General features: G+C 41.9%; 26 protein-coding genes. 11 read left to right on the top strand and 15 right to left on the bottom strand.

Features of this window, described 5'->3' with window-relative positions; genetic code table 11:
• Positions 1-361 precede the first annotated feature (361 nt).
• The 7 genes from ruvB (at position 362) to VFA52_03355 (ending at position 3,906) form a co-directional block, all read left to right on the top strand.
• Positions 362-1,390, top strand: coding sequence for a Holliday junction branch migration DNA helicase RuvB (gene ruvB / locus VFA52_03325; GenBank protein HZS43219.1), 1,029 nt, complete (start codon positions 362-364; stop codon positions 1,388-1,390).
• A 39-nt stretch (positions 1,391-1,429) separates the two neighbouring features.
• Complete coding sequence (locus tag VFA52_03330) at positions 1,430-1,750, top strand: DUF1653 domain-containing protein (protein HZS43220.1); 321 nt, start codon at positions 1,430-1,432, stop codon at positions 1,748-1,750.
• Positions 1,751-1,777: 27 nt separating this feature from the next.
• Entirely contained in the window at positions 1,778-2,308 is a 531-nt protein-coding gene (locus VFA52_03335) for a YebC/PmpR family DNA-binding transcriptional regulator (protein HZS43221.1), read from the top strand.
• A gap of 4 nt (positions 2,309-2,312) precedes the next feature.
• Positions 2,313-2,789: a crossover junction endodeoxyribonuclease RuvC gene (locus tag VFA52_03340; protein ID HZS43222.1), complete on the top strand. Its 477-nt coding sequence runs from the start codon at positions 2,313-2,315 to the stop codon at positions 2,787-2,789.
• Between the two features lie 74 nt (positions 2,790-2,863).
• Entirely contained in the window at positions 2,864-3,127 is a 264-nt protein-coding gene (locus VFA52_03345) for a hypothetical protein (protein HZS43223.1), read from the top strand.
• Between the two features lie 85 nt (positions 3,128-3,212).
• Positions 3,213-3,602, top strand: a complete 390-nt coding sequence (locus tag VFA52_03350; GenBank protein ID HZS43224.1) for a hypothetical protein — start codon at positions 3,213-3,215, stop codon at positions 3,600-3,602.
• Positions 3,603-3,750: 148 nt separating this feature from the next.
• A complete protein-coding gene (locus VFA52_03355; protein HZS43225.1) occupies positions 3,751-3,906 on the top strand; it encodes a hypothetical protein in 156 nt (51 codons plus the stop codon).
• Positions 3,907-3,978: 72 nt separating this feature from the next.
• On the opposite strand, the gene tyrS is transcribed toward VFA52_03355, so the two are convergent.
• The gene (gene tyrS / locus VFA52_03360; GenBank protein ID HZS43226.1) at positions 3,979-5,172 is read right to left on the bottom strand and encodes a tyrosine--tRNA ligase; all 1,194 of its coding nucleotides are present in this window, start codon (positions 5,170-5,172) and stop codon (positions 3,979-3,981) included.
• Between the two features lie 67 nt (positions 5,173-5,239).
• Between tyrS and VFA52_03365 the strand changes: the two genes are divergently transcribed.
• Complete coding sequence (locus VFA52_03365) at positions 5,240-7,933, top strand: penicillin-binding protein (GenBank protein HZS43227.1); 2,694 nt, start codon at positions 5,240-5,242, stop codon at positions 7,931-7,933.
• Here the strand turns inward: VFA52_03365 and VFA52_03370 are convergent.
• The 3 genes from VFA52_03370 to dnaA all read right to left on the bottom strand — a co-directional run bounded on the left by VFA52_03370 (position 7,930) and on the right by dnaA (position 10,890).
• The gene (locus tag VFA52_03370) at positions 7,930-8,184 is read right to left on the bottom strand and encodes a hypothetical protein (GenBank protein ID HZS43228.1); all 255 of its coding nucleotides are present in this window, start codon (positions 8,182-8,184) and stop codon (positions 7,930-7,932) included. The genes VFA52_03365 and VFA52_03370 overlap by 4 nt on opposite strands.
• 35 nt (positions 8,185-8,219) lie before the next feature.
• Positions 8,220-9,323, bottom strand: a complete 1,104-nt coding sequence (gene dnaN, locus VFA52_03375) for a DNA polymerase III subunit beta (GenBank protein HZS43229.1) — start codon at positions 9,321-9,323, stop codon at positions 8,220-8,222.
• 235 nt (positions 9,324-9,558) lie between these two features.
• The gene (dnaA, locus tag VFA52_03380) at positions 9,559-10,890 is read right to left on the bottom strand and encodes a chromosomal replication initiator protein DnaA (GenBank protein HZS43230.1); all 1,332 of its coding nucleotides are present in this window, start codon (positions 10,888-10,890) and stop codon (positions 9,559-9,561) included.
• Positions 10,891-11,203: 313 nt separating this feature from the next.
• Here dnaA and rpmH point away from each other — a divergent pair, with 313 nt between their 5' ends.
• Genes rpmH through VFA52_03395 form a run of 3 tightly spaced genes read left to right on the top strand, consistent with a single transcriptional unit; the run spans position 11,204 to position 12,480 of the window.
• On the top strand, positions 11,204-11,338 hold the full coding sequence (gene rpmH, locus VFA52_03385) for a 50S ribosomal protein L34 (protein HZS43231.1): 135 nt from the start codon (positions 11,204-11,206) through the stop codon (positions 11,336-11,338).
• A 55-nt stretch (positions 11,339-11,393) separates the two neighbouring features.
• Complete coding sequence (gene rnpA / locus VFA52_03390; GenBank protein ID HZS43232.1) at positions 11,394-11,717, top strand: ribonuclease P protein component; 324 nt, start codon at positions 11,394-11,396, stop codon at positions 11,715-11,717.
• A gap of 34 nt (positions 11,718-11,751) precedes the next feature.
• Positions 11,752-12,480 (top strand): YidC/Oxa1 family membrane protein insertase, encoded by a 729-nt coding sequence (locus VFA52_03395; protein ID HZS43233.1) that lies wholly within the window; start codon positions 11,752-11,754, stop codon positions 12,478-12,480.
• Here VFA52_03395 and VFA52_03400 read toward each other — a convergent pair.
• From VFA52_03400 to VFA52_03450, 11 genes are read right to left on the bottom strand one after another with little or no spacing between them, the layout of a single operon-like run.
• Entirely contained in the window at positions 12,477-13,877 is a 1,401-nt protein-coding gene (locus tag VFA52_03400; protein ID HZS43234.1) for a hypothetical protein, read from the bottom strand. The two genes, VFA52_03395 and VFA52_03400, sit on opposite strands and share 4 nt — an antisense overlap.
• A complete protein-coding gene (locus tag VFA52_03405; protein HZS43235.1) occupies positions 13,877-14,803 on the bottom strand; it encodes a pilin in 927 nt (308 codons plus the stop codon). The genes VFA52_03400 and VFA52_03405 overlap by 1 nt, the downstream gene beginning before the upstream one ends.
• 43 nt (positions 14,804-14,846) lie before the next feature.
• Positions 14,847-15,911, bottom strand: a complete 1,065-nt coding sequence (locus VFA52_03410; protein HZS43236.1) for a hypothetical protein — start codon at positions 15,909-15,911, stop codon at positions 14,847-14,849.
• Between the two features lie 36 nt (positions 15,912-15,947).
• Positions 15,948-16,388, bottom strand: coding sequence for a hypothetical protein (locus VFA52_03415; protein ID HZS43237.1), 441 nt, complete (start codon positions 16,386-16,388; stop codon positions 15,948-15,950).
• A gap of 2 nt (positions 16,389-16,390) precedes the next feature.
• Positions 16,391-18,214, bottom strand: coding sequence for a DUF87 domain-containing protein (locus VFA52_03420; GenBank protein ID HZS43238.1), 1,824 nt, complete (start codon positions 18,212-18,214; stop codon positions 16,391-16,393).
• 20 nt (positions 18,215-18,234) lie between these two features.
• Positions 18,235-18,873, bottom strand: a complete 639-nt coding sequence (locus tag VFA52_03425) for a hypothetical protein (protein ID HZS43239.1) — start codon at positions 18,871-18,873, stop codon at positions 18,235-18,237.
• A gap of 2 nt (positions 18,874-18,875) precedes the next feature.
• The gene (locus VFA52_03430) at positions 18,876-19,325 is read right to left on the bottom strand and encodes a PrgI family protein (protein HZS43240.1); all 450 of its coding nucleotides are present in this window, start codon (positions 19,323-19,325) and stop codon (positions 18,876-18,878) included.
• Entirely contained in the window at positions 19,325-19,699 is a 375-nt protein-coding gene (locus tag VFA52_03435) for a four helix bundle protein (protein ID HZS43241.1), read from the bottom strand. The genes VFA52_03430 and VFA52_03435 overlap by 1 nt, the downstream gene beginning before the upstream one ends.
• Positions 19,699-20,511: a hypothetical protein gene (locus VFA52_03440; GenBank protein ID HZS43242.1), complete on the bottom strand. Its 813-nt coding sequence runs from the start codon at positions 20,509-20,511 to the stop codon at positions 19,699-19,701. Before VFA52_03440 ends, VFA52_03435 begins: the two co-directional genes overlap by 1 nt.
• A 9-nt stretch (positions 20,512-20,520) precedes the next feature.
• Positions 20,521-22,476: a hypothetical protein gene (locus VFA52_03445; protein ID HZS43243.1), complete on the bottom strand. Its 1,956-nt coding sequence runs from the start codon at positions 22,474-22,476 to the stop codon at positions 20,521-20,523.
• Positions 22,476-24,374, bottom strand: coding sequence for a hypothetical protein (locus VFA52_03450; protein ID HZS43244.1), 1,899 nt, complete (start codon positions 24,372-24,374; stop codon positions 22,476-22,478). Before VFA52_03450 ends, VFA52_03445 begins: the two co-directional genes overlap by 1 nt.
• Between the last annotated feature and the right edge of the window lie 49 nt (positions 24,375-24,423).

The following is a 24,423-nucleotide window of genomic DNA, read 5'->3' on the forward strand; positions in this document are numbered from 1 at the left end:
TTGGAGAAAGTAATTTCTAAATCGACAATATAAATCTCTCAGCAATTAGCTCCGCAAGGAGCTACTGGTTCTTCTTAGAGGACACTCTGGTGCCTCTCTCCGAGAACAGCATCTAAGCAAGGAGAATAACCCAACCCTTCCAAAATGATGTTTTTGGAGAGGGGTTGCTGGTGTTATCCTTACAAGAAGTGCTTAACTTTTGATCACATTGAAAGCATTGCTGAGAGATTTATCTTGTCGATTTTCTATTTTCATCCTATTCAGCTAAAAAATAACTGCAAGCTTTTCAGTGGGGAAAAGTTGTGTTCTGGTAAAGTGAGCGGTTAAAAAAGTCATCGGTTTTTTGTGTTATGCTTTTGTCATGACAGAAAGTAAAGCGCCCGCTGGCGAAGAAAAAGTCTTTGTGGAAGATCAGGCCCTTGATCAGACTTTGCGGCCGACGAAATGGGCCGACTATGTTGGACAGGAGCCAATTAAACAAAATTTAAATATTCTTCTTTCAGCGGCTAAAGAAAGAAATCATCCACCTGAACACGTTTTATTCTACGGTCCGCCCGGTTTGGGCAAGACCACTCTAGCGCACCTTATTTCCAAAGAAATTGGCGCCCAAATGAAGATTACTTCCGGCCCGGCCATTGAACGGGTTGGCGATTTGGCTTCCATTCTGACCAATCTTTCAGCCGGCGACATTTTATTTATAGATGAAATTCATCGTCTTAATAAGGCGGTGGAGGAAATTCTTTATCCGGCCATGGAGTCGGGAGTTTTGGATATTATTATCGGCAAGGGTCCGTCCGCTCGCACCATTCAGCTGGATTTGCCCCAATTCACTTTGATCGCGGCTACTACTCGAATTGCCCTACTCTCTTCCCCGCTTCGCTCTCGTTTCTCCGGTGGAGTTTTCCGTCTGGAGTTTTATACCGAAAAAGAAATCGAGGAAATTGTTCGACGCTCGGCTAAAATCTTAAAGATTGATATTGATGAAGGAGCGATTAAAGAGATTGCCAAGCGCAGTCGCTTTACACCGCGAACCGCCAACTATCTCTTAAAACGCTGTCGCGATTATGCCCAAATCAAAAAGGTCACTCTTTCCAAAGAGATGGTGCTGGAGGCTCTGAAACTTCTCGGCATTGATGAAGTTGGGCTTTCCAATTCGGACCGACTGCTTCTCGAAACTATTATTAATAAATTCAGCGGCGGTCCGGTCGGTCTAAATACTTTGGCCGCCTCTCTCTCCGAGGAAGAGGCGACCATCGAAGAATTCAATGAGCCTTATCTCATTCAAATCGGTTTTTTGGAGAGAACGGCCCGCGGCCGCACAGCCACCCCTCGCGGCTACCAGCATTTAAAAGTTAAGATGCCTGATCACCTACAGGAGAAACTCTTGTAGTTCGTAAGGTTTATAAGGTTATAAAGTTCATAAAGTATTATGGAACCACAGCCGGGTTTTTATTATCACTACAAACATGATTCGACGAAAGGCGTTTTTGATTATGCCTATGAAGTTTTAAATATCGGCCACCATACCGAAATTGAAGATTGGAAAGCCGGAGAGATGGTGGTTTATCGTCCACTTTATGAAAGTGCCCAAGTTTATCAATCCGGTAAACACTGGGATGTTCGGCCGCGAGCTATGTTTTTAGAATCGGTGATTAAAAACGATAAGACGTTCCCGCGTTTTCAAAAAATTACGGACTCAAAAATAATTTCCAAACTTGAAAATCAAGTTAAAAAATTATATAAAAACTAAGCCTTTTACTTTTAACTTTTAACTGAAGTGTCCGGCCACAATAAATGGTCACAAATTAAACATCGAAAAGCTGCCACTGATGCCAAGAAAAGTCAGCTTTTTTCGAAGTTGGGGCGTTTAATTACAGTGGAATCCAAAAAGGCGGCCGGCAAGACCAGCTCGCCCAGTTTGGCGGTAGCGATTGAGAAAGCTCGCAAAGAAAATATGCCCAAAGACGTAATTGAGCGAGCGATTAAAAAAGGAACGGAAAGCAATACCGGTTCAATGGAAGCCATTACCTACGAAGCATATGGCCCGGGCGGATCAGCCATTATGATTGAAGTGCTCACTGACAATCGAAATAAATCAGCCCAAGAAATGAAATTTATTCTCTCTAAAAATGACTCTTCGCTTGCCGGCATTGGGGCCGCCAGCTGGGCTTTTGAAAGAAAAGATCGAGAATGGCTGCCAAAAACTACAGTTCAATTAGAGGATAGCGATTTGGAAAAACTAGAAAAGCTGGTGGATGAGCTTGAAAGTAATGAAGATGTTCAGGCCGTTTTCACTAATGTAGAATAATGATATGAAAATCTTGGCAGTTGATCCGGGGTATGAGCGATTGGGGGTAGCAATTATAAAGAAGAATCCCGGAGAAAAAGAGCGAGTTATTTATTCCAACTGTTTCAAAACTTCAGCCAAGCAACCCTTTGAAGAAAGGTTACTTTTAATTGGTCAGGAGATTAAAAGACTGATTAAGGAGTTTGAACCGGCGGCTTTGGCTATTGAAACTTTGTATTTCACCAATAATCAGAAGACTGCCATGCATGTCTCCGAGGTTCGGGGAGTAGTTACTTACGAAGCACTGTGTGCCAGCATGAAGTTATTTGAATACACCCCTCTTCAAATTAAAGTGGCGGTGACTGGCTACGGTGGCGGCGATAAAAAGCAGGTTATTTCCATGATCGAGAAGTTGGTGACTATCGATAAAAATATTGCTCACGACGACGAGTACGACGCCATTGCCGTCGGCTTGACTTACTTTGCCACAGCTCGTCTTTAGGAGTAAGGTAAGTAAGTCTCTTCTCAAGCGTCTTAGATTGTAAGGCATTATTTATCAGTTAATCAATTATTAACATGGCAACAATTGTAAACAACCCTCCTCCACAAAATAATGATGGGGGTAGCGGATTCGGTTCAGGTTTAATCATCGGTATTATTATCGTCGTTCTGATCATCTTCTTGATCTTCTGGTTCGGAGTAAAAGGAAATAACAGCGCTCCAGCTCCCGCTACAGACACCAATAATGGCAGCACGGTGGTAGTACCGATCCCAACGTATCAGTCCACTACTAATTCATCTTCAACAACCGTTATTAACAACGGCAGCTCGACAAGATAAGGACTTATAAAGAGGCCGCGCCCAAAGGGCGCGGCCTCTTTTATTTCCTTGCTTTTTCCTTAAAAGCGATTAATATCGATTTTGGATGAAAAAGGTCTTTATTGTGGAAGATTATAAAAACATTTTAAAAGGATGGGGTCTTATCTGGGAGGCCGATGGCTATGACTTAGAGGTAATACCCGCTTTTACTCTTGAAGAGGCTAATTCCCTTTTAGATCAGGGGATTGACTTCGATCTTGCAGTGATCGACGGCCATGTTGGCAAAAACCAACCTTACAACAGCGGAGGTTTGATTCGGCGAATTCGCGCTACGTACTCGGTTCCTATTCTTGCGACTTCCTCCGAGGTAAAAACGCGGGAACAAATGCAAAAAGATGGATGCAGCGAGGTGGTGGATAAAATGGTTAATATGGCGGTGGTGAACAAGGTGGTGGAAATCCTGGGATTAAAGCCGTCGCAACCGTTTCCTGTCTAGGGGGCGGTTTTTTATTGTGTACTTTTTGTAAAGATTTAAAAGGCCTATTTTAAAGGGTTTTTGAGCTATCCACAGGCCCTTGACAAAACCCTTGATTTTTAAGTTGAGCATGTTACAAATATGGCATTAGTAGCTAGATCATTGCTAAATGTATAGTGAAGATTTTCAAGCCGACGCAATGGATCAAGAAGAGGTAGTAGAAGACGACAACCTTGATCTGGAAAGCTCGGAATTTGAAGATGAAGAGAATGCTTATCTCGTCAACGACGAGGAGCTAGACGAAGGATTTCAGTTCCAAGGTTAAGAAAAATAATCCGCCCCGAATGCTGGATTTGGCGCAAGCCGAGTCCAGCATTCGGGGCGGATTTTGCGTTTATTAGATCTCCAGTTTAATAAATCTTTTCTTGCCGATTTTTAGAGAGAGCGGCTCTTCGATTTGAAAATTTCTATCGGTAATTTTGGCCCCGCCCACTACGGAGATCGCTCCCTCATTAATAAGACGAGTAAATTCAGTTTTTGATTTGATAATTTTTTGCTCAAGAAGAATTTCTCCCAGATTGGCGCCCTTTTTTATTTTAAAAGCTTCAATGTGATCCGGAATTTCGCCTTTTTGAAAGGCGGCCGAAAAAGCTAAGACCGCTTTTTCGGCCGCCTCTTCGCCATGATAAATTTTGACGATCTCCATGGCTAATTTTTCTTTCAAATCGCGAGGATTCGTTCCCTCTTTCAACATGTTTTTAATTTTTTCCACATCAGCCTCTGAAAAATCAGTGCATAATTCAAAACCGACAACAATCATCTCGTCCGTCCAGCTCATTACTTTGCCAAACATTTCATTCGGCCCATCATCAAGACGCACCATATTTCCCTCGCTCTTTCCCATCTTCTTGCCGGTTGAGTCCACTAAAAGTTTCATGGCGATAACAATTTTTTCCTGATTCTTAATCTGCTTCAGCAATTGTCGTCCGACAAGCATATTAAAAGTCTGATCATTTCCTCCGAGCTCGCCGTCAACTTCCAAAGCGACGCTGTCGTAACCTTGGAGAAGCGGGTACAAAAATTCATGAATAAAAATTGGCCGCTCATTTTTCATCCTTTCCTCAAACATGTCTCGTTTCAGCATCTGCTCTACTGTCATGTGGGCGGCCAAATCCAGCAATTGAATCATGCTCATTTTACTAAGCCAATCCGAGTTGTAGCGAATTTCGGCCGGATTTTCGCCCTCAAAATTCAGGAAAACAGCGGCTTGATTTTGATAATTTTTGGCGTTTTCGGTGATTTCTTTGGCGCTAAGTGGCTTTCTGATGATGTCCTTCCCTGTGGGATCTCCAATCATGGCGGTAAAATCTCCTACTACTAAAATAATTTTATGCCCAAGTTTTTGAAGTTCGGCCAATTTCCTTAAGTTAATAGCGTGCCCTAAATGCAAAGACGGACCGGTCGGATCAATTCCTAAATAAAATTTTTGTTTTTTGTGCTGGAGAATTTTTTGAGCCATCTCTTTATTGGGGAAAATATTTTCCACCCCGCGCTTCAAAATTTCGTCCAGATTGCTTTCTTTCATACTCATAAATGTAGCATAGGCCTCATTTTTTTGGTATTTTTCCCTCTTTCAATGTGCTACCATAGATTGGTAAATGCTACGACGTTTATTTAAGTCCCTCATTGATGAGGTTGATTACTTGGCCAATACTTTTGGCTGGATTCTGCGCCACCTTCAAAGCTGGCGCGGCGCTAAATTGGTGTTTCGCACCCTGCTTGCCTATTTTGTCACCTCCATGATTCTTTTCTGGCGTGGAGTAATCTGGTATTTCAGAGCTTTGCGCAATCCTCGGCGTCGCGGTCGTCTAATCAGAGAAACTATTGCCATTCTTATTGTCCTTTTTTTATTTTTTGTCGGCACCACCTTGCTTTGGGCAGCCAGTTTGCAAATTCCCGATCTTAATTCTTTTGACCATCGCCTGATCAGCCAATCAACTAAAATTTACGACCGCACTGGAAATGTCTTGCTTTATGATTTGGGTGGCGAGGTGCGCCGAACCGTCGTGCCCTTTGATCAAATTTCCCCGAACATTAAAAATGCCTCGCTGGCTATTGAAGACGCGGGGTTCTACCAGCATGGCGCCATAAAAACCTCCTCAATTATTCGAGCTTTGCTTTATGATCTTACTCATTTCACCACCACTCAAGGCGGATCTACCATTACTCAGCAGGTAATTAAAAATTCTCTTCTAAATAACAGTAAAAGTCCTACCAGAAAACTCAAGGAGTGGATTTTAGCAATTAAGCTGGAGGAGCAGGCCGACAAGGATACTATTCTTAATCTTTATTTAAATATCATTCCCTATGGAGGCAATATTTACGGAGTGGAAGAAGCTAGTGAGGCCTATTTCGGTGTTCATGCCATTGATTTAACTTTGGCCCAATCGGCTTATTTGGCCGCCATGGTTCAGGCTCCAAGTTATTACTCTCCTTATGGCGCCCATCGTGACGCGCTCGAGAATCGCAAAAATTTAGTTCTCAGTAAGATGAAAGAAAATGGATTTATTACCGAGGATCAATACAATCAAGCCCTGGCGGAAAAAATTGCTTTTGTTTCTCAACCTATTAACAGCATAAAAGCTCCGCACTTCTCGATGTATATTGTTCAGTATCTTGAAGATAAGTATGGTGAGGATGTGGTTCAGAACGACGGATTGAAAGTTACTACTACACTTGATTACACCGTCCAGCAAAAAGCTGAAGATATTGTCAAAACTTATGTCGACACTAATGGGAAAAAGTTTAAAGCTAGTAACGCAGCGTTAGTGGCGGCTGATCCAAAAACCGGTCAGATTTTAGCCATGGTCGGCTCGCGAGATTATTTCAGCAAAGAAATTGACGGCAATTTTAATGTGGCTACTGCCCATCGCCAGCCGGGATCTTCTTTTAAACCTTTCGTCTACGCCACCGCTTTTAATAAAGGTTACACTCCCGACACTATTCTTTTCGATGTGGATACAGAGTTCAATGCCAACTGTACGCCGGACCACATTCCAACTAATTCTGGAACTACCTGTTATGATCCGCAAAATTATGAAGGCGGATATCAAGGACCGATGACAATTAGAGCCGCTCTCGGTCAGTCGAGAAACATTCCGGGAGTGAAAGCTTTATATCTGGCGGGAATTCAGGCTTCTCTCGATACCGCCCACGCTATGGGTATTCAGAGCCTCAACGCCGGTCCAGCCATTTACGGACTGACCTTAGTACTTGGAGGCGGCGAAGTTTCTCCCCTGGACATGGCCGAAGCTTATGGAGTTTTCGCCAACAACGGAGCGAAAAATCCGGCCACTGGAATTCTAAGTGTGGTGGATCGTGACGGAAAGGTTTTGGAACAATACGCCACCGACACGCCGGAGCAGGTTATTCCGGAGCAAACCGCTGAAGAAATGAATGATATTTTATCGGATAATAATGCTCGCGCTCCGATTTTTGGTTCGCATTATTTTGGCAGCCAGCGCGTGGCCATGAAAACTGGTACGACAAATAATTCGCGTGACGCTTGGATTATCGGCTACACTCCTGATATTTCGGTTAGCGCTTGGATGGGAAACAATGACAACACACCGATGGCCCAACAAGCGGCTGCCACAATTGTGGCACCAATGTGGAAAAAGTTTATGGATGCTGTTTTGCCTCAATATTCGGCAGATGAATTTAAACCACCAGCCCCTATTGATGAATCAAATATGAAGCCGGTGTTGCGTGGAGTTTGGCAGGGTAATGTTGCTTACACGCTTGATAAAAGTACGGGATTACTGGCCACGCCAGATACTCCACCAGAGATGCGGCAGGACGTTTATGATAATAATGTTCATGAAATTCTTTATTACGTGAATAAGAATGATCCGCAAGGTCCGCCGCCTACGAATCCGGCGGCGGACCCCCAATTCGCCAACTGGGAGGCTGGCGTTTCCCGTTGGGCTGCCACCGCCGGTTACACTAGCAGCACAACCCCTTCTTCAACCGCCCCCACCGGCTTTGATAATGTTCACACTCAGGCGGCCGCTCCCAAAATTTCCATCACCAATCCGGGAAATGGGTCTACTTATCCAAAAGATCAAAGGATTACTATTTCTATCAGCAGCCAAGGCTCCTTCCCCCTTTCTAAAGTTGATTACTACATTAACGGCAGCTATATTGGCACGGCCGATAAAAGTCCGTTCTTTTTCTCCTTTGTGCCGGCAGATGTTCAAAATATTGCCGCCCACAACGAATTGAGAGCGGTGGCCTACGACAATGTTTTAAATAAAGGAGAGGCTGTAAGTAATTTCGATGTCAGTCCCTAGTGGAGATTTTCAAATTTAATTCCGGAAATCTCTTTTGATATTCGTTCTAGTATAGTTTGCCGCTTCAATAAAATTTCTGTTTTGGCCACGCCTCCTAATTTTATAAAAAGAGAATTACCCTGAATAATTACTTGTTCTTTAGAAAGAGTTGCCCCTGTTTCCTGTTGGATAATCTGGCTGATCTGTTCTTTTTTGGCGTCAGGACGCTCAAGATTTCTGAATTTAGAAAGAAAATCGGAAATGCTTTTCATTTTAGGGGTCGCGGCCGCCTTTGGCGGCCGCGCTCTTACTTATTCATCGGACTAACTAAATAGAGAAATGATCGATCGTTTACTCCCCGAATTAATAGGGGTTTATTTGGCCCGCTGAAAGTTAGCTGAACACTGTCGGCGTCAATAGACTGAAAGCAGTCATTAATGTATTTATAATTAAAACTAATCTCTAAATCTTCTCCCTTAAGAGCGGCTTCCAGTTTGTCCTGACTTTCCCCCACCTCACCATTTCGACTACTTAATTCAAAAAGTTTGTTTTTGGGGGACAAAGACAGACTAATCTGATTAAAGTTGTTGGAAAATATATTGGCAATCTTTAAAGCGTTAATTAAATCCTGTTTTAGAATTACCGCTTCGGAGGTCGATTCTTTTGGAATAATTTGTTTGTAGTCTGGGAAAATTCCATCCACCACTCGGGAAAATAATCTTATACCGGGAAGTTCGAAAGAAAGTTGATTTTTATTGAGCGATAATTCCACCTGGGCTTCACCTGTTTGCTCCAAGACGCGCACAATTTCCGGAATGTTTTTAAAAGGAATCAAAATTTGCGAAAAATCTTTTTTGTTTTTTATTTTTAGTCGCTTTTCGGCCAACCTAAATGAGTCTGTGGCCACAAACACCACCTCATCATGATCTGGGTAAATAAAAACACTAGAAAGCTCTGGCTTCATGCTGGAAACAGAGGCACTATACCAAACGGATTTAAATCCGCGGATTAAATCCTTGGTGTTAAAAGTGATTTTTTGTCCGTTTTCTACTTTTGGAATGGAGGGAAAATCTTGGTGTGGAACAGCTTTAATTAGGGTCTGGTGTCGCCTGGTAGAAACTTTTAAATTTCCTTCTTTTGTTTCAAAGCGAATATTTTTGTCCTCTAAAGAACTGTTTATGAAATTATTTAGGACGCTCCCAGGCACAGCCACTTCCCCTTTTTCCTCGGTCTTTACCGGCACCTCCAGCTCAATTCCGATGTCTAAATTAGTGGCTTTAATTATTAGGTTGTTGGTTTCCGCCACGAAAAGAACACATTTCAAAACCGGCAAAGTGGCGCTTTTCGCAGTAATTTTTTCAGCTAAAGATATAGCTGTGCTTAATTTTTCTTTCAATCCTTCTAATTTCATATTGTTAACAAGTATTAATATTTCTCTTTATAAAATTTATTATTGCTATTATGGGTGTGGATTTGTGTATAACTTTTTTAAACCATAATTTAGAACACCTTTTTCAATTCCTTTAATTTTTTATTGGGGATAATTGAATTATACAATCTTCCAATATTTAACCTTTTATAAGTTTATGTTGTTTTCCCTAAAATTCTCCCCACCAGCACAACTACTTTCCCCATCCTTTACCTCCCTATATCAACGCCCTAATCTGATTTAGCTCCTGGGCCAGTAAATTATCCACCTTCAACTCATTTTTTATTTTCTCACAGGAATGAATAACAGTGGTGTGGTCGCGGCCACCCAATTTTTGACCAATGGTCGGATAAGAGACGTTAAAATCTTCCCGCAAAATATACATTGATAACTGTCTTGGCCGAACCACTTCTTTCCGCCGAGTCTTGTCGTAAATACTATCCTCCTCCACATTATAAAAGCCAGCCACAATCTTAATAACGTCTTTCACCGAAACATTTTTAGTCGGTTTGGCACTGTTTTTAATGAGAGTTTTGATTTCCAGAAGATTTAATTCCCGCCCACGGACCTCGGACTGATGAATGAGGCTGTTTAAAATTCCTTCAAGCTCACGAATGTTTCCTTGAATGGAAGTGGCTAAATACTGCGAAACCTCCTGCGAAAGACTGAAATTGTGAGCCCGACTTTTAGTTTCCAGGATAGCTACTCGCGACTCGTGATCGGGCGGAGGAATATCAACAATCATACCGGCCACAAACCGAGACTTTAAACGCTCTTCCAGGTTCGGAATAAAATTAGGATGAATATCGGAGGAGAAAATAATCTGTTTGTTGTTGTCATGAAGGTGGTTAAATAAATGAAATAACTCTTCCTGACACTTGTCTTTGTTGGAAATAAACTGGATATCGTCCATGATCAGGACATCGTATTTTCGGTATTTGTCCTTAAAATTGTTCATTTTATTGGTCTGGATGTGGTTGACGACGTCTTGAGCGAATTTTTCAGAAGTAATGTAGTAAATTTTTTTGTTACTCTGAATTTTCAAGTGATTGCCAATAGCCTGCATCAAATGAGTTTTACCGAGGCCGGTATTTCCATAAATGAAAAGCGGATTGTAAGCGATAGGTTTTTTAATAATGGCCTGGGCGGCAGCGTACGCCAATTCATTAAACGGACCGACTACAAAAGAATCAAAAGTGTAACGCGGGTTAAGATTATCTTCTTTGTTGATATAAAGATCTGAAAAAGGCAGCTCTTTAGTCGGTTGCGGCGCAAAAGAAGCTTCCTGTTTAGGAGCGGTGGTTGAAGTAATGGTGTATTCGAGCGAGCGGATATTTTCTTGGAGCGAGCGGAGAATCCTTAAAATATTTTTATGGAATTTATTGACTAACCAGTCTTTAACAAAAGCGCTAGGGACGGCTAAAGTTACCACCCCGTCTTCTTGTTTAAGAATATAGGTGGGTTTAAACCAGATGTTAAAGTTTCCTTTTGATACCGAAAGCTCAATTTCAGCCAGCACCTTGTCCCAAAGTTTCTTGTTATCTAACATAGTTTAAACACCAGATAAAGATTTAATAAATTTTTCTCATTATAGCCCTCTCTCCAAAATAGCAATCTTGTGAACAGTTTATAAGTGTGTTGATAAATTGTGGATAGTGGAGCCGACAGAGTTTTTGGCAGACTGTCAAACCAGCCACTTTTTGAATTTTAATTGTATAGCAAGAAACACTAATAAATTTTTGTATTCGAAATATTCAGAGAATACAAGAAGTTTTAACTTTACGGTAAAGAGTCAGCAAGCTCCGACATTCGAACAAAGAGATTTTTTTGGCACAGAGCTAATTTTGAGCTATACTACTTCCATGTCACGAACTTATCAACCGAAAAAGCGAAAAAGAGCTAAAACTCATGGTTTTTTGGTCAGGAATCGAACGAAAGGCGGGCGCAAAACCGTTAAAAGACGACGCCAGAAAGGCAGACGACGACTAACTGTTTAAATAACCCATCTCCTAAATCTCCTAGATTTTTAGAGGACTCTACCTCTAATCTATTATGACTAAAATACAGCGCACCAGCCGCGAACTCTTCAAGAGAGTGATGAAAAAAGGGCGAGGACGAAACTCAAAACACCTATCTTTAAAATTTTTACCCCTTCAGGCTGATGAAAAAAGTTTTGTCGCCGTAGTTTCCAAAAAAAATTATAAAAGAGCGGTGGATCGTAATAAATTGAAGCGCCGGGCGCGGGCCATTTTCCGGAAATTAGAGGAAAATGCCGCGCCCGGCTCCTACATTCTTTTTTTAAAATCCAAATCCCTCCTCCTCACTTATCAAGAGCTTGAAAAAGAAGTGGCCGATTTAATCGGAATTAATAAATAAGATAGGCTCGTGGCATTCATGTTACTATAATTAAATGATCCAATACTTTTTCAAACCGCTCTTCTATATTCCCCTCTACAATGCTCTAGTTTTTCTTCTCTCTATCTTACCGGCTGCCAGTGTGGGTCTCGCCGTCATTCTTTTAACCTGTATTGTCAAATTAATTCTCTTTCCCTTAACTCGCCAATCGGTTGTTACTACCGCTAAATTAAAAAAACTTGAACCGGAACTGGCCGTTCTTCGAAAACAATACGAAAAAGACAAACAGGAACAAGCTCGGCAAGTAATGGCATTTTATAAGAAGAACCAAATCAATCCTTTTTCCGGAGTTTGGCTTTTGCTGATTCAAACGCCTATTATTTTAAGCCTCTATTACATTTTCTTAAAAGGAGGGTTGCCAATCATTGATGTATCTCTCCTTTACCCATTTATTCACCCGCCGCAGGTGGTGGACATGACATTTTTGGGTCTTAACATCGCGCACCCCCAATTTATTTTTGGCCTCCTGGCCGGCGTTACACAATTTATTCAGATTCAATTGTCTGTACCGCCGGTGAAAAAGCTGGCTGACGGCACAACCCCAACTTTCAAAGACGATTTGGCCCGCAGTATGAATATGCAGTTTCGTTACGTGCTGCCTGTCGTCATTTTTATTATTTCCCTAAAAGTTTCCGGAGCAGTCGCTCTTTACTGGGCGACCAGCAACCTATTCATTATCGGGCAGGAATTAGTAGTTCGACGGCAGCTTAAAAAAACCTCTTAATGAGCCGGCGGAGTGTAAGGAGTGCTGGTTGGAGCTACAACAGGGCCTGTAGTAGCTGGCGTGCTGCTAGAAACAATTGGACCGGGAGGCTGCGTAATTAAAAGATTCCACAAGGTCAGATCTCGTTTGTTGGTAAACATTAAATAATTTTCGTTTGGATCAAGCGAAAGATTGACGGCGTCGATTGCTTGTTTGGTTAGATCGGCCGTTCTGGCAACGACAGTACGTTCTCCAGTCTGAACATTGATTTTCCAGAAATTATCGTTGAAGAAAACACTTCCCTGATACCAAACGTCCGGATAGTTTCCTTTCTTCACTAAAATTGGCACGGCACAATAAACCACCGTAGTTGCTTTCTGACTCCAAACACATTTTTCGGGCAGAGTTTTCAAGGAAAGACTGGAAGCGCTACCGCTTTTAGTGTTGAAAAGATTTAAATCAAAATCCACCGTATTACTTTCGTTAAAAAGAATATAACTAAGATCCGGTGAGGTTAAAGTAGTTAAGCCCGGCACATTTCCCAGAACTTTAGTTAGGGAACCTGTCGTACTATTCATAAAGAAAACATAGCCGGGAATATAAGCTGAAGGTCTGGTGGTCAGAGTTAAAGTGTTAGTCTTTGGCCAACTAACTTGCCACTCTTTTAAGGGGAAATTAAAAATCTGTTTTGGCTTGGCATTATTTGGCGAAGCGACGGAACCTATTCCTCCCTGCCCCCCGGCTCGGAGATAAAAAATCTGGTCTCTCCCCGGCGAGAGAGCCAACTCCGTAATATTTTCCGGCAGGGCATAAGTGAATAAAGATTTTGGCCCACTATTTCCTCCGACCGTTGTAGTGGTGGCGGTGGAGGTGGAAACTAGAACATAAGAAGTCTCAATTGTATTTTCGTCAGAGCCTAAGTACCGAAGTAGCGCTGAATTACCCTGATTAGTAATAAGAGCTTGGTAGATTTTAGGCAGCGTGGTGTTAGTTATTTCAGCCACATCCAAAGAATCAGGTTTGGTTTCAAAGAAGTGGCTAGTAGCCCGATCAACATACCGAATAAAAGTCTGAACCAGAGAAACATTTTTAACTTGTCCTTGATTATCTACCGTGGTTGAAGCCACCACTCGTTGAATAAAACCCGCGCCCGCTACCGGCGCTTTAGTAACCTGGCGCAAACGCGGAATGGTGACCATCGCACCGCTATCAGATTGAATGGTAGCCGTCGGGCTGGAACTAGCCGTTCCTTCCGGGCCGCCGTTAAATAAAGAAAAAATTGTACCAAAAATTCCTCCAGAACTTTGACCTTGCGACGACGACTTTCCTTTCATAATAGCCAAAGCAAATAAGACGCCGATAATTATCACCACAATTATCAAAACAACTATAACAATTTTAACTATTCTTGAAGTCATTAATGTTTAGAATTATAGAAAGTAAAGCTGAGATTACTTCCGTCATAAACAGCATTCTTTCCCGGCACCGCCAATCCCAGTGTTTGAGCGGCGTGAAGTGAGATCTCGCCGTATCCAGTCGCGCCAGCGTCTCCTACAACGGCCCAGGCGGTTTTACCAGTCTTGCTATCAGTTATTAAAACAGGAGTTCCCATGGGAATACCTGAACCAGTGGGCACTGCTACATAGTTGTCAGTTGTGGCATCCAGGCAAGAATTATTCGGGACATAACTAGTACAACTTTTATGTGTGGTCGGATCCAAACCCGGATCAGTTCGTCCGTCGGTATCAATAGCCACATTATCAGAGTTAATAGTGTACCCTTCTATGTAGTTGTCGTTTGAATCCAGTAAATAATTGGAGCCATCGGGGTTAATCACCGCAGTAGAGCCGTCATTGTAATCAATGTAATGGATTCCGTTACTATCATATTCATCAGCGATACCATTGCCTCCACCAGTTGTACCAACGGTCCCGCCCGGACCATATTGACCAGCCGGCACCAGAGTTCCTCCTCCAGTCTGAGCGGCCCCGCCAACAGAAACAGGAGTAATTTGAAGATTGGTTTTAAGAAGGGCCGGATTAATAGTGTTAAGAATAACGTAGGCTCCCAAAGCCAGAATCAATCCCCAAATCGCCGAAGTCATTCGGTTGATTCCTTCGGATTTATTAGAAACAGCATCACTTGACATATATTGGATTCCTCCAATGACTATCATGATTACAGCTAAGCCGCTGGCTAGAGCTACCCCGAACTTAAACATAGTATTTAGATATCCGCTCAAACCTCCGGCTGCACTGTTTGTGTCAGTGTAACCATCGATTGGGGCCAAGGGCACATATCCTTGGGCTAACCCGACAAGCGGGATCGCAAAAAACCCCAACATACTAATTAGAAAAAAGATTTTAAAAAGATTATGAAATTTTGATTTAGAAAGAAGCATTTTGGCTACTATTGTTTGAGAAGTTAACAATGATATTGGTGGAAGCGGACTGTAAAATACTTGACGGCACAGTGGCCGATACAGAAATCGCGGATTGTCCATTTTGATTATCTGGCTTTCGGAAAACTACTTCACTTTGATGAGGATCAAGAGCCATGGCTGAATTATTTAGATACCAAGCATAATTAATAGTCTTATCAGTAGGAGAAGTGGCACTAAAATAAAATGGAAAAGCGCCAAATGTAACTTCCGAGGCGGTTAAATCGAACTGGCTGTCTAAAATTTTATTAAAAAGAATGCCGTTTAGCGGACTGTCTTCATATAAAAGTACTTGAGGATTTTGAGACGCTACACTTATAGCTCCCGAACCACTAATGTTATTTTTTACCAAAGACGCCTCAACACTTACATTAATTGGTTGATTCAAAATATCGCCGGTAACAGTCAGGGTTCGTTTACCGTATCCAGATTTGTCTCCAAGTACGGAATTGTTTAGGCGCCATTTATACACCAAAGTGTTAGGGTCCACCGTCACCCCATTCGAAACAAAATTAGGGAGAGCAACGAAGGTTAAAGTGCCTTGAGGTGGATAGAGACGTTTCCCTTCATAAAATGGGGGCACATACGAATTTGCTTCCCAAACAATATCAACGCTGGCCGGACTAATATTTACCGTCTTCGTAATTCTAGTGCCGTTAACCGGTAAAATAATAACCTGTACAGCCGAGAGACTGCCTGCCGCGCCAGTTGTAAATTCAAAGGAGGTAGCACCCACGCCGTTTTTTTGAACGACTCCATTTACTAACCAGGAAATGTCAGCTCTATTTAGATCCGTGCCAAAGGCTTCAAGAGAAAGATTAACTAGTTGACTTGGTGCAGGATTTTCAGGATTAACCTTAATATTTATCTGCTCCTCAAGCCCAGGAATTAGACTAGGTAAAGAAGGACTATTATAGTCCGTATTCTGGGCGTAGCCAATTGAGAAAAAAGAAAAAAGAAGAATCAGTAGAAGAGAAAAAGTCAGCCGAGAGTATAAATGACTAAACTTCATTCTCTCAATTATATAATTTTAGACCCTTTTTTACTACTAAGCGGTATCTCCGAGGGTATCTGATGAGGCATTTTCAATCGAAATCTTATTGATTTGCTTCTGATTATAAACATCATCTTCTTCTCGGGTAATTTCAGTTACTTGTCGAACAAAAGCCCTAACACTTGGTTCAATCAACCCTTTTTTGGTGCGGCTAAAGGCGAAGACGTTCACAATGGGAATGAGAGATAGAACAAATTTGCCGGCTGCTGCCCCAGCTATTTTCCCTTTGAAAACTGAAACACCTTTAGTGGCAAACCAGAAAGCAAACATACAATAAACTAAAGCCATAAAAATAAAGCTCACTATCTCTCCTATTCCAAACCAGTCACCGAGAATATTTACTAGAAAATTAATCCCATAGGCAGCCCAAGCCACTGCCCCCATCAACATTTCTGAAGCGGCAGATATTCTGTTGCGTGTATAAATAACTGCCATGATTAGGTCTGCGTAGATTCTTCAGCAACTTGAGCCTTGGCCTGTTTGATGGCCAGAAGCTGGTGCGGATCGGAAGTGATGATCTGATCTTCGGTGTAAGAAGCGATGACTTTAATGGCGACGTGTTTGAGGCCGGCGAAGAAAATTCCTTCCCCAACATCTGATTCCAAAAGCAGGTATTTTTCTTCCTCGGTTAAGTTGAAAGTTTTCTGCACCACATCAATGGAAGAAGCCGATTGTTTCATTAACATTTGAATTGACGAGTTCGTGATAATTGGCATGCCGTATTGCGACTTCATGAAATCTTCCACGTCTTGAGTAATGGTGGCGAGCCCCAAGAAATATTTTCGGCCTCGTTTAGCCAGACCGAGTAAGAACGAAGCGGTGTCTTCCGATTTCATCATCCACCAAGCCTCGTCAATTACCAACAAACGCTTTTTCAGTTCCTTGCGAATAGAATTCCAAATGAAGTGAGTGACGATATACATTGCAACCGGTTTTAATTCATCTTCCATGTCGCGAAGTGAAAAGACCACGAACTTCTTATTAATATCCACGTTTGTCGGGCGGTTAATAAATCCGGCCCAAGTTCCTTTAGTGTATTTTGAAAGTCTTTGAACCAGCGATTCTCCCCCCTCCATGCCCGCCAGCACCAGTTCGAAGTCTGAAAGAAGGGGTGGCTCAATATTGGCGAAATTGCTCTCGGAAGTGATATCTTTAAGAGCGTAAGTTTCAGTGATGGCCCGATCAATAATGGAATCTTCTTCCGGAGTTAATCCTCCAAGCATTAACCGGAATAGACCGACTAAATTCACAATGTTGGAGCGCAAAATATCTGCTTGTGATTCGTCTTCGCGAGCGATTGGCAAATCAAATGGATTGATGTGGTTGTCGGAAGTCAAAGAAATATTGAAGTATCGGCCACCAGTCGCTTCGGCTAGGAATTCATATTCTCTTTCCGGGTCAATGACAATGACATCGGTATCGAACATCAACGAACGCAGAATTTCCAGTTTAGTGAAATAAGATTTTCCGGAACCGGCCTTGGCAAAAGTAACGGAGTTGTAATTTTCCAAAGAAAAGCGATCAAAGAGAATCAAGCCAGAATTATGACGGTTAATTCCGTAAAGAATTCCTTTATCGGAAGTTAAATCAAAAGAAATAAAAGGAAATAGGCTGGAGAGCGGCGAGGAATTTAATTTTGATCGAACTTCCAGAAGGTCGGTAGCAATTGGCAGAATGCTTTTATATCCCTGCTCCTGCTGGAAAAGAGCCGGTTTGACGTAAACTAGACTGGCTTCCAGAATCGATTTCACTTCGGATTCCAATTTATCCAACTCACCTTCATTGGCTCCGTAAATGGAAATGTAAAGACCGACATCAAAGATTCTTTCTTGGGCTTGTTGAAGATTGTCGCGAAGTTGTTCCAAATCCTGATAAGCAGTGTCAAGAACTGGATCGCGTACCAGTCCTTTTTCTTCCCGAATGGAAATCTGACTTTCTACTTCGGCCACCTTTTTCTGAAACTGGCGGAGAATAGTGGCAGTATCAATCGGATGAACAAAAATGGAAATATCGAAGACCTTGTCCAAGTTGATGATGGGAGAAAACCATGATTCGCCAAGAAATCTAGGGTAGGAAATGACAAAGAAAGTGCGCACCATTTTATCACCCAGATTCATTTCCCGCGGCGTAATTTTTAGGGCAGACGGAGCGATAATATCTTTCAGCTCCAAAACCCCTGATTGATAAATCTCCTGCGGCAGGATGGAAGTAATCTTAGGTGTCTCCTTCTGTTCGGGTTTTAAAAAGTCCAATAAAGCCATGGTTTTTTGGGAATTATACCTTAAGTGAGAGGAATAGGTTTTTCCGTATCTCCCGGATTAAAAATTTTATAAAAGAGCTCGATTAACTCCTCTGTTCCGAGCTGAACCACTCGAATACCGCAACGCACCAACCCCTGTTCCACAACGTCAATTCGCTGTTCCAGCTGGGTTCGATGCTCCTCAAAACTTTGGATGTTATCAGCCGCCACTTCCTTTGGGTTTTTTCTTTTCAAGAATCCCCCACCAATAGTTTTTTTGGCTTGAAGCATGGCCGGAGTATATGGAATAACAATAAAAAAACTTTTAGTCATGATATTGGTGTTTTCAGTAAAATTTTTGATGAACTCAATGTATTCATGAGTCTGGATTTTCATCAGATCGATTTTTTGTTCTTTTTCCCGCTGCTCGAGAAGGGCGATGTAAGGACGAATGTCGAGTTTGCGCGACTGAACGAAAATCTGAATGGAAAAATTCAGGGAGTTTAGAAAATTTTGAAATTGGAAAATAATGGAATTCTGCTCATCCGCTGATTTCAGGGCAAAGTTTAAAGAAGAAGTCATAATTAAGGAGCGCAATGATCCGTCTTTCAATACAATAACGCCGTCTCGAATTTCTTTGATCGGTACAAATTCCTGTGTTGCTTTTGAAGGAGTAGCCATTTTTAAATTCTTAAGCCTAAATCTTCATCGCGCTTCTTGCGAGTTTCCTGTGAATAAAGAGTGTCATTGATGTCCAGACTCCAAGTTAAATCTTTCAATTTGCTTTCGGAAAGCTTTGGCACATAAATGGAGGAAACAGCGGCACTTTCTTCTTTTTTCTCTTCCGGTTTTCTCTCTTCCTTTTTCCAGATGTAGAGCTTGTGACTGATGGCGTAATTAAAAGCCGATTCCATAAGGAGAATAAACGGACGATTATTGACCTTGTAAAAAGCCAAAGCGATTCCCAGGCCGAGCGATCCTAAAATGGGTAGGACGGCTACGTAAAGAGGAAGGTAACGGAAAAAAATGTAAGAAAGTCCCGCTCCACCGGCCAAATAAAGGAACTGTTTGAAAGTTAGCGGTCCAAAGATCTTATCCTCTACTTCAATGAATTGTGGAACTTGATAGCGCATTATCGCTTACCTCCCTTGACCAGCTTGCCGATTTCCTTACTCACAAGGGCGGTTTGTGATGCTATTTTATCAAATGAATCGGGCTTTAGATAGCCGAGATCGCGCGCTACAAGAAGATAATTTTGAATTTCCCGCACCGCCTTTAGGGAAAAGGTGTAAAACTGCACCTTTTCCCTAAAGGCGGTGCGTCCAAAACCCTCCGCAATATTGGTAGTAATGGCCAGAGCCGAACGTTTTAACTGGCTACTTAAACCACTCTGATCCTCTTGAGGAAAGTTTCGGACCACTTTGAAAATAAGGAGGATTAATTGATGACCTTCCTGCCAGGCGCTAAGATCGGTGAAGGATTTTATTTTTTCAATCCTTATTTCCATCAATTAACAGGTTCTCGATACGGATCGATTTTAGAAGGAGTGGGCGGTGTGGGAGTTGGTGGTGGCGTTTCTTTTACTTCGATTTCTTGTCGCGGGGCTCGCACGGTTTCAGTCAATTTGTCCGGAAGGATAGTAGCAGCCGGAACTTCAGAAGTTGGTGTACTTATTGGTTGCGCCTTCGGCGCAACCTCAACTCTCTCTTCCGTTCGGCTCTTCATCTCTTCCTCCATGGCTGCCCTTCTAAAATCATCCATTCTTTTAGCATCGGTGGTCACGCTCATATCACGATCTCTCAACCTTTCGCCAATATTTGCCAGTCCACTAGAACTTCTTTTCGGCATTACATTTTGGTGGTCCGGTACAGTAATTGGTCTAGAATGTGCCGCAACTCTCACTGGCTCCTCAATTTCTCTCAAAAGATTGTCTTTATTTAGATTTTGTTCGCTCTCTGTATTAGATTGACGAGCCTCTTGTGCGTCCTCCTCTTTAATTTTTTCTGCCATTGTCTGAAGAGAGGATTTTATAGAAGAAAAAATACTATTATTTACATCATCAACAATTAGCGAGGCTTTATCTCGGGGGATTCTAAGTTCCCGTACTAAATTATTAAGATACTCATCAGCGCTTTCAAGACCCACCAAAATCATCAAGGTTTCATTCTCTAATATGTCGGCCTGGTCAATGTGGAGCTGATGTTTCTTACTAATTTCCGCCAGCTTTGCTCCAATATCATTATTCAAAATAGCCTCCTTAATATTACTCGGAAGGTTTTGGAGTTGTGGCTCTATGATTTTAAAAATTTCTTCGTTCATGAATCTATATTAATGAGTTGGTGTCCCGGGGCTTGGCTTATTTCTTCCCTCATCTGTATTTTTGGCAATATCCTCAAGTTTTCTTTCCATCTTACTTTCAATTTTACCTTCTTTTTCCAAGATTTCTCTAATCTTTTTAAAACCACTTTCTTCTTCTTTTTTCTTGGATTCATCTAAATAAAGTTTTCCCTCTCGCACATTCTTCCTCAATTCTTTAGCGGCCGCACGACGGGAACCGACCTTAAAACTACTAGCTTCCAGTTCCTCCGTTTGTTTTCTTTGTTCCTCAAGTCTGACATTTTTACTAAATTCATTTTGGGCCGCCTCTAAATCTTTTTGCGCGCCCTCTCTAGCGCGTGAAGCGTCAGCCAAATTCTTTCGTGCCTCTTTTGTTGCCGTATCGCCAACCGCTGTCGTTAACTGTTGTTTAGCAGCCTGATAGTCCTGTTCAGCCTTTTCTCGAGCCTTTCGAACATCTTCTGTTTTGAGGGGCATTTCTCTTTCTAGTCTGTTACCAGCTCTTTTATCGGCCTGAAGCGCTTCAAATTTAGTACGTCTTGTATTGATTTCTTCCACCCGCTTATCTATATCTTTAACGGACTCTTTTGCTCCAAACCTAGTCGCAACAAGTCTTCCGGTAGTTGCTCTTTTTACTGCGTCTCCAACACGAGTATTCCCAAATCTTTCAAATCTCCCTCCCTTCTCGAAAGATTTGTTAAGTGCATTAATACCAAAACCCCGCACAGCACTCCTACCAGCGATCCCTTGTGCGCGTTTTCTTATCCCGTGAAAAGTTTGAAGAGCTAATTTTCCTCCTCGCGTTCCCCCGTTTTTGGCTAAAATTAAGGAAGCAATAAGAAAACCTATGACAACGGCATAACTAAACAGTACTCCAATAGCCGCCCTGCTACCCGAAGCGAGAGCCACAAAAGGGTTTCCTGAAATATTTTGATTATTTAGAAATGAGGTGGAATTTAAAATTCGGAGACTAACCCAAATCAACATAAAAAAAATGGGCGCAACCAAAGCTTCAGAAAATAATTTATCCCACCACTGAGAAGCGTATTTATTTGTTTGGGGTAAGATCATGGCGATAAAAGCCACCGGCGAAAAAATCATCAGGATAACTAACATTAGAAATCTGACAATGAAAATGATTGCTCCTGCCAAAAATACAAAAGCAGCTATTAAATAAACTACAATGCCTAACACAATAGCCATTAACTTAACGTTCGCGTTTGCCGTCTGGTTAACTGGATCTTCTACATAATTTCCATTTTGGTCAGTTTGATAATTATAAAGATCTTTTAGGTGTAGCGGACCAACAAAGGCATCCATTAAACCAGTTGCCGTTACTCCATTTGTATTTGCAGAATTATTTAAAGGCAAAGCAGAATAAAAGCTGTACGAAAAGTAATTTGAGGCATCTATAATCACTTTGGTAAAGAAAAGGCTAAAATTAATTAACAAGGCAATAATAATAAGATTAATCAATAACTTTTTGGTATTAAAACCGTTAATTTGAAGAATAGTCGAGATGGCGATAAACAGAATAATAAAGATAAAAAAGATATTGGCTAAATCTCGAAAAGCTTTCCACGCTTCAGGCAAAGCTCCAATACGATCAATATTGTCTCTCATATGAATTACCGTCTGGTCGATAATGAAATTGAAAGCCACAGCCACTAACCAAAAAATAAAAGCAGCTATCTTTAGAATAAGATATAAGAATGTTATGAAATATCCATAGATAACACTTAAAGAATAAGTAGCTACCGCTTTTCCTCCAGAACTCAAGCAATCACTGGCCGAACCCGTTACAATTGACCACAATCCGTCATTCCCTGCCTTTAAACAATTGATAAGACCGCTGCTCTGGGCATGAGTTACATGGGCAGAAGCAAAAAAGACAATGGCTACAATTATGAAGAAAATTTTTAAAATCTTTTTATTTACTCGCTTCATCACTGTTGAATTACTTTAAATAATTGTCCCAACGCCGTTTGAATCAAATTGTTTACTAATTGAGTGACCATTTGATCATATCCTCCAGCGTTATTGGCCAATCTTTGAGTAGCCAACTGGTTATTTGCATTAAATTGAGCTAAAGATTGAGCACCCGTAACTTGGGTTAGACAATTGGTAGGTTGCCCGAAAGCATCTACTGTTCTTACGCCACTACAACTGTCTATGTTTAATTGTCCTTGGTTGGCTAAATATTTTAAAGTCTCAGACCTATCACTTTGATTGAGAGCAGTCTGTAGTTGATCTGTCAATTTTAATTCCGCACCAAAAATATTGTAATCATCGTTTTGGCTAACGGCAAAGATTCCATCAAGACCTTGTTGATTAACCGCCTGAGCATTATATGGCGCTAACCCGCCTCCACCCGACGAATAATTTTTAACTAAATTTTGAATCACTTGACCTTGAAAGGGGGCACCACTATTTTGAGATTGTAAATAAGTGAAATAATTTTTTGCAGTCTCATTTTGGACTCCTAATAAAAATTGTGAAAGATTCTGAACGAAAGCAGGGTTGCCATTGAAGGCGGTATACATCCAATTAAGGGTGGACTGCTGAATGTATTTGATCATAGCGTTTTCCAAACAATATGAGACAGCGTCCCAGCTCGGTTGATTTGGGAAACCAACTTGAGCCGCTCTAATATAACGTGCATCGTTAGCATTTTGAGTAACGCTGCCATTGATTTGAGGCAAGGTGCTGGTGATGTATGGCGCTGTTGCGTCATTGATATCAATTGAGCCTCCTCCACCAGCGCCTCCTCCTCCTAGGCGTTTTGGAGTGGCCAGAAGAGCACGGTCTCCCGAGATTACTCCCCTGATCGCCGGTGTCAGAATCTGACCGATAGTACAACCAAGAGCGTTAGTAGTGGCTTGAGAAATTCCTTGAAGTGCGCTGGCTTGCGGTCCAACGGTACTTGCTCCGCCCCCAGTATAAGAAGCGACTTGCGAGCGAGTTGGACGCGTACTAGTGCCGGTAGTGGTTGCTCCATTATTCAAATCGCCGGGCGCGCTGGCAAAATCGGAAAAGTCCTGACTGAAATGCCAATAAAGATCGATGTATGAGCCGGCCGGCACATTCAATAATCCATTACTATTAAGATATGGCGGCGTGTTAGTAGTTAAGAAATTAATACTGACAGATTTTCCGGCAATTGGAATGTCGTCATGACACGTCACATTATTAATACAAAGAGTGAAACCGGAATACCATCCGTCGGGTACGGTTACGGAAACAGTGTGCAAACCCGGAGGTAAAGTGTCGAAAGAATAACTGGTAGTTGTGGCCGTATATCGTCCGTCCAAGGTAACAACTTGAGAATCGGCCACGCCACCAATCGGTACTTTAAATCCCATAATGCAATCTGCCGTGCCTCGACACAGATAGAGAGGACCTTGATATGTGCTGGTTGAATTGCAACTGTTGCCACTACAATCGTTTGTAACATTAAAAGCATAAGCATTGCTGGTGCCGTTGGCGTTAGTAATGGAAATTGGATAAGCACCGCTCGGTAGTGGCGTAGTGCCGTCACTTAAAGTGGTTGGAACATTAAAAAATAGCGAGGTGCCATCCGGTGAACTAATGCCGCTTAAGTGTTGATTGCCAAAGTTAACTGTGTTGTTAGATGAAGTAAAACCGGTGCCGTATAAATTAACGACTGTGCCAGAAGGTCCGGAAGTCGGAGTTCCATTGCTTAGAGTAACCGCCGAAGCTTGGGCATTTGCATTGTAAGATCTGACGAAAAGCTGCGCGATTTTAGGGACGACTAAAACGGCCACTAAGACTACGGCTATGATCGCCACTCCCCAAATAATTTTTCTGTATTCAATTTTATTCACCTCGTAAAATAAGCCTTTATTTTAGCGATATTTTCTGGACTTCTATTGA

The organism is Candidatus Paceibacterota bacterium (assembly GCA_035652395.1).
Lineage (GTDB): Bacteria > Patescibacteriota > Minisyncoccia > Phycocordibacterales > CAJBRS01 > JADGRH01.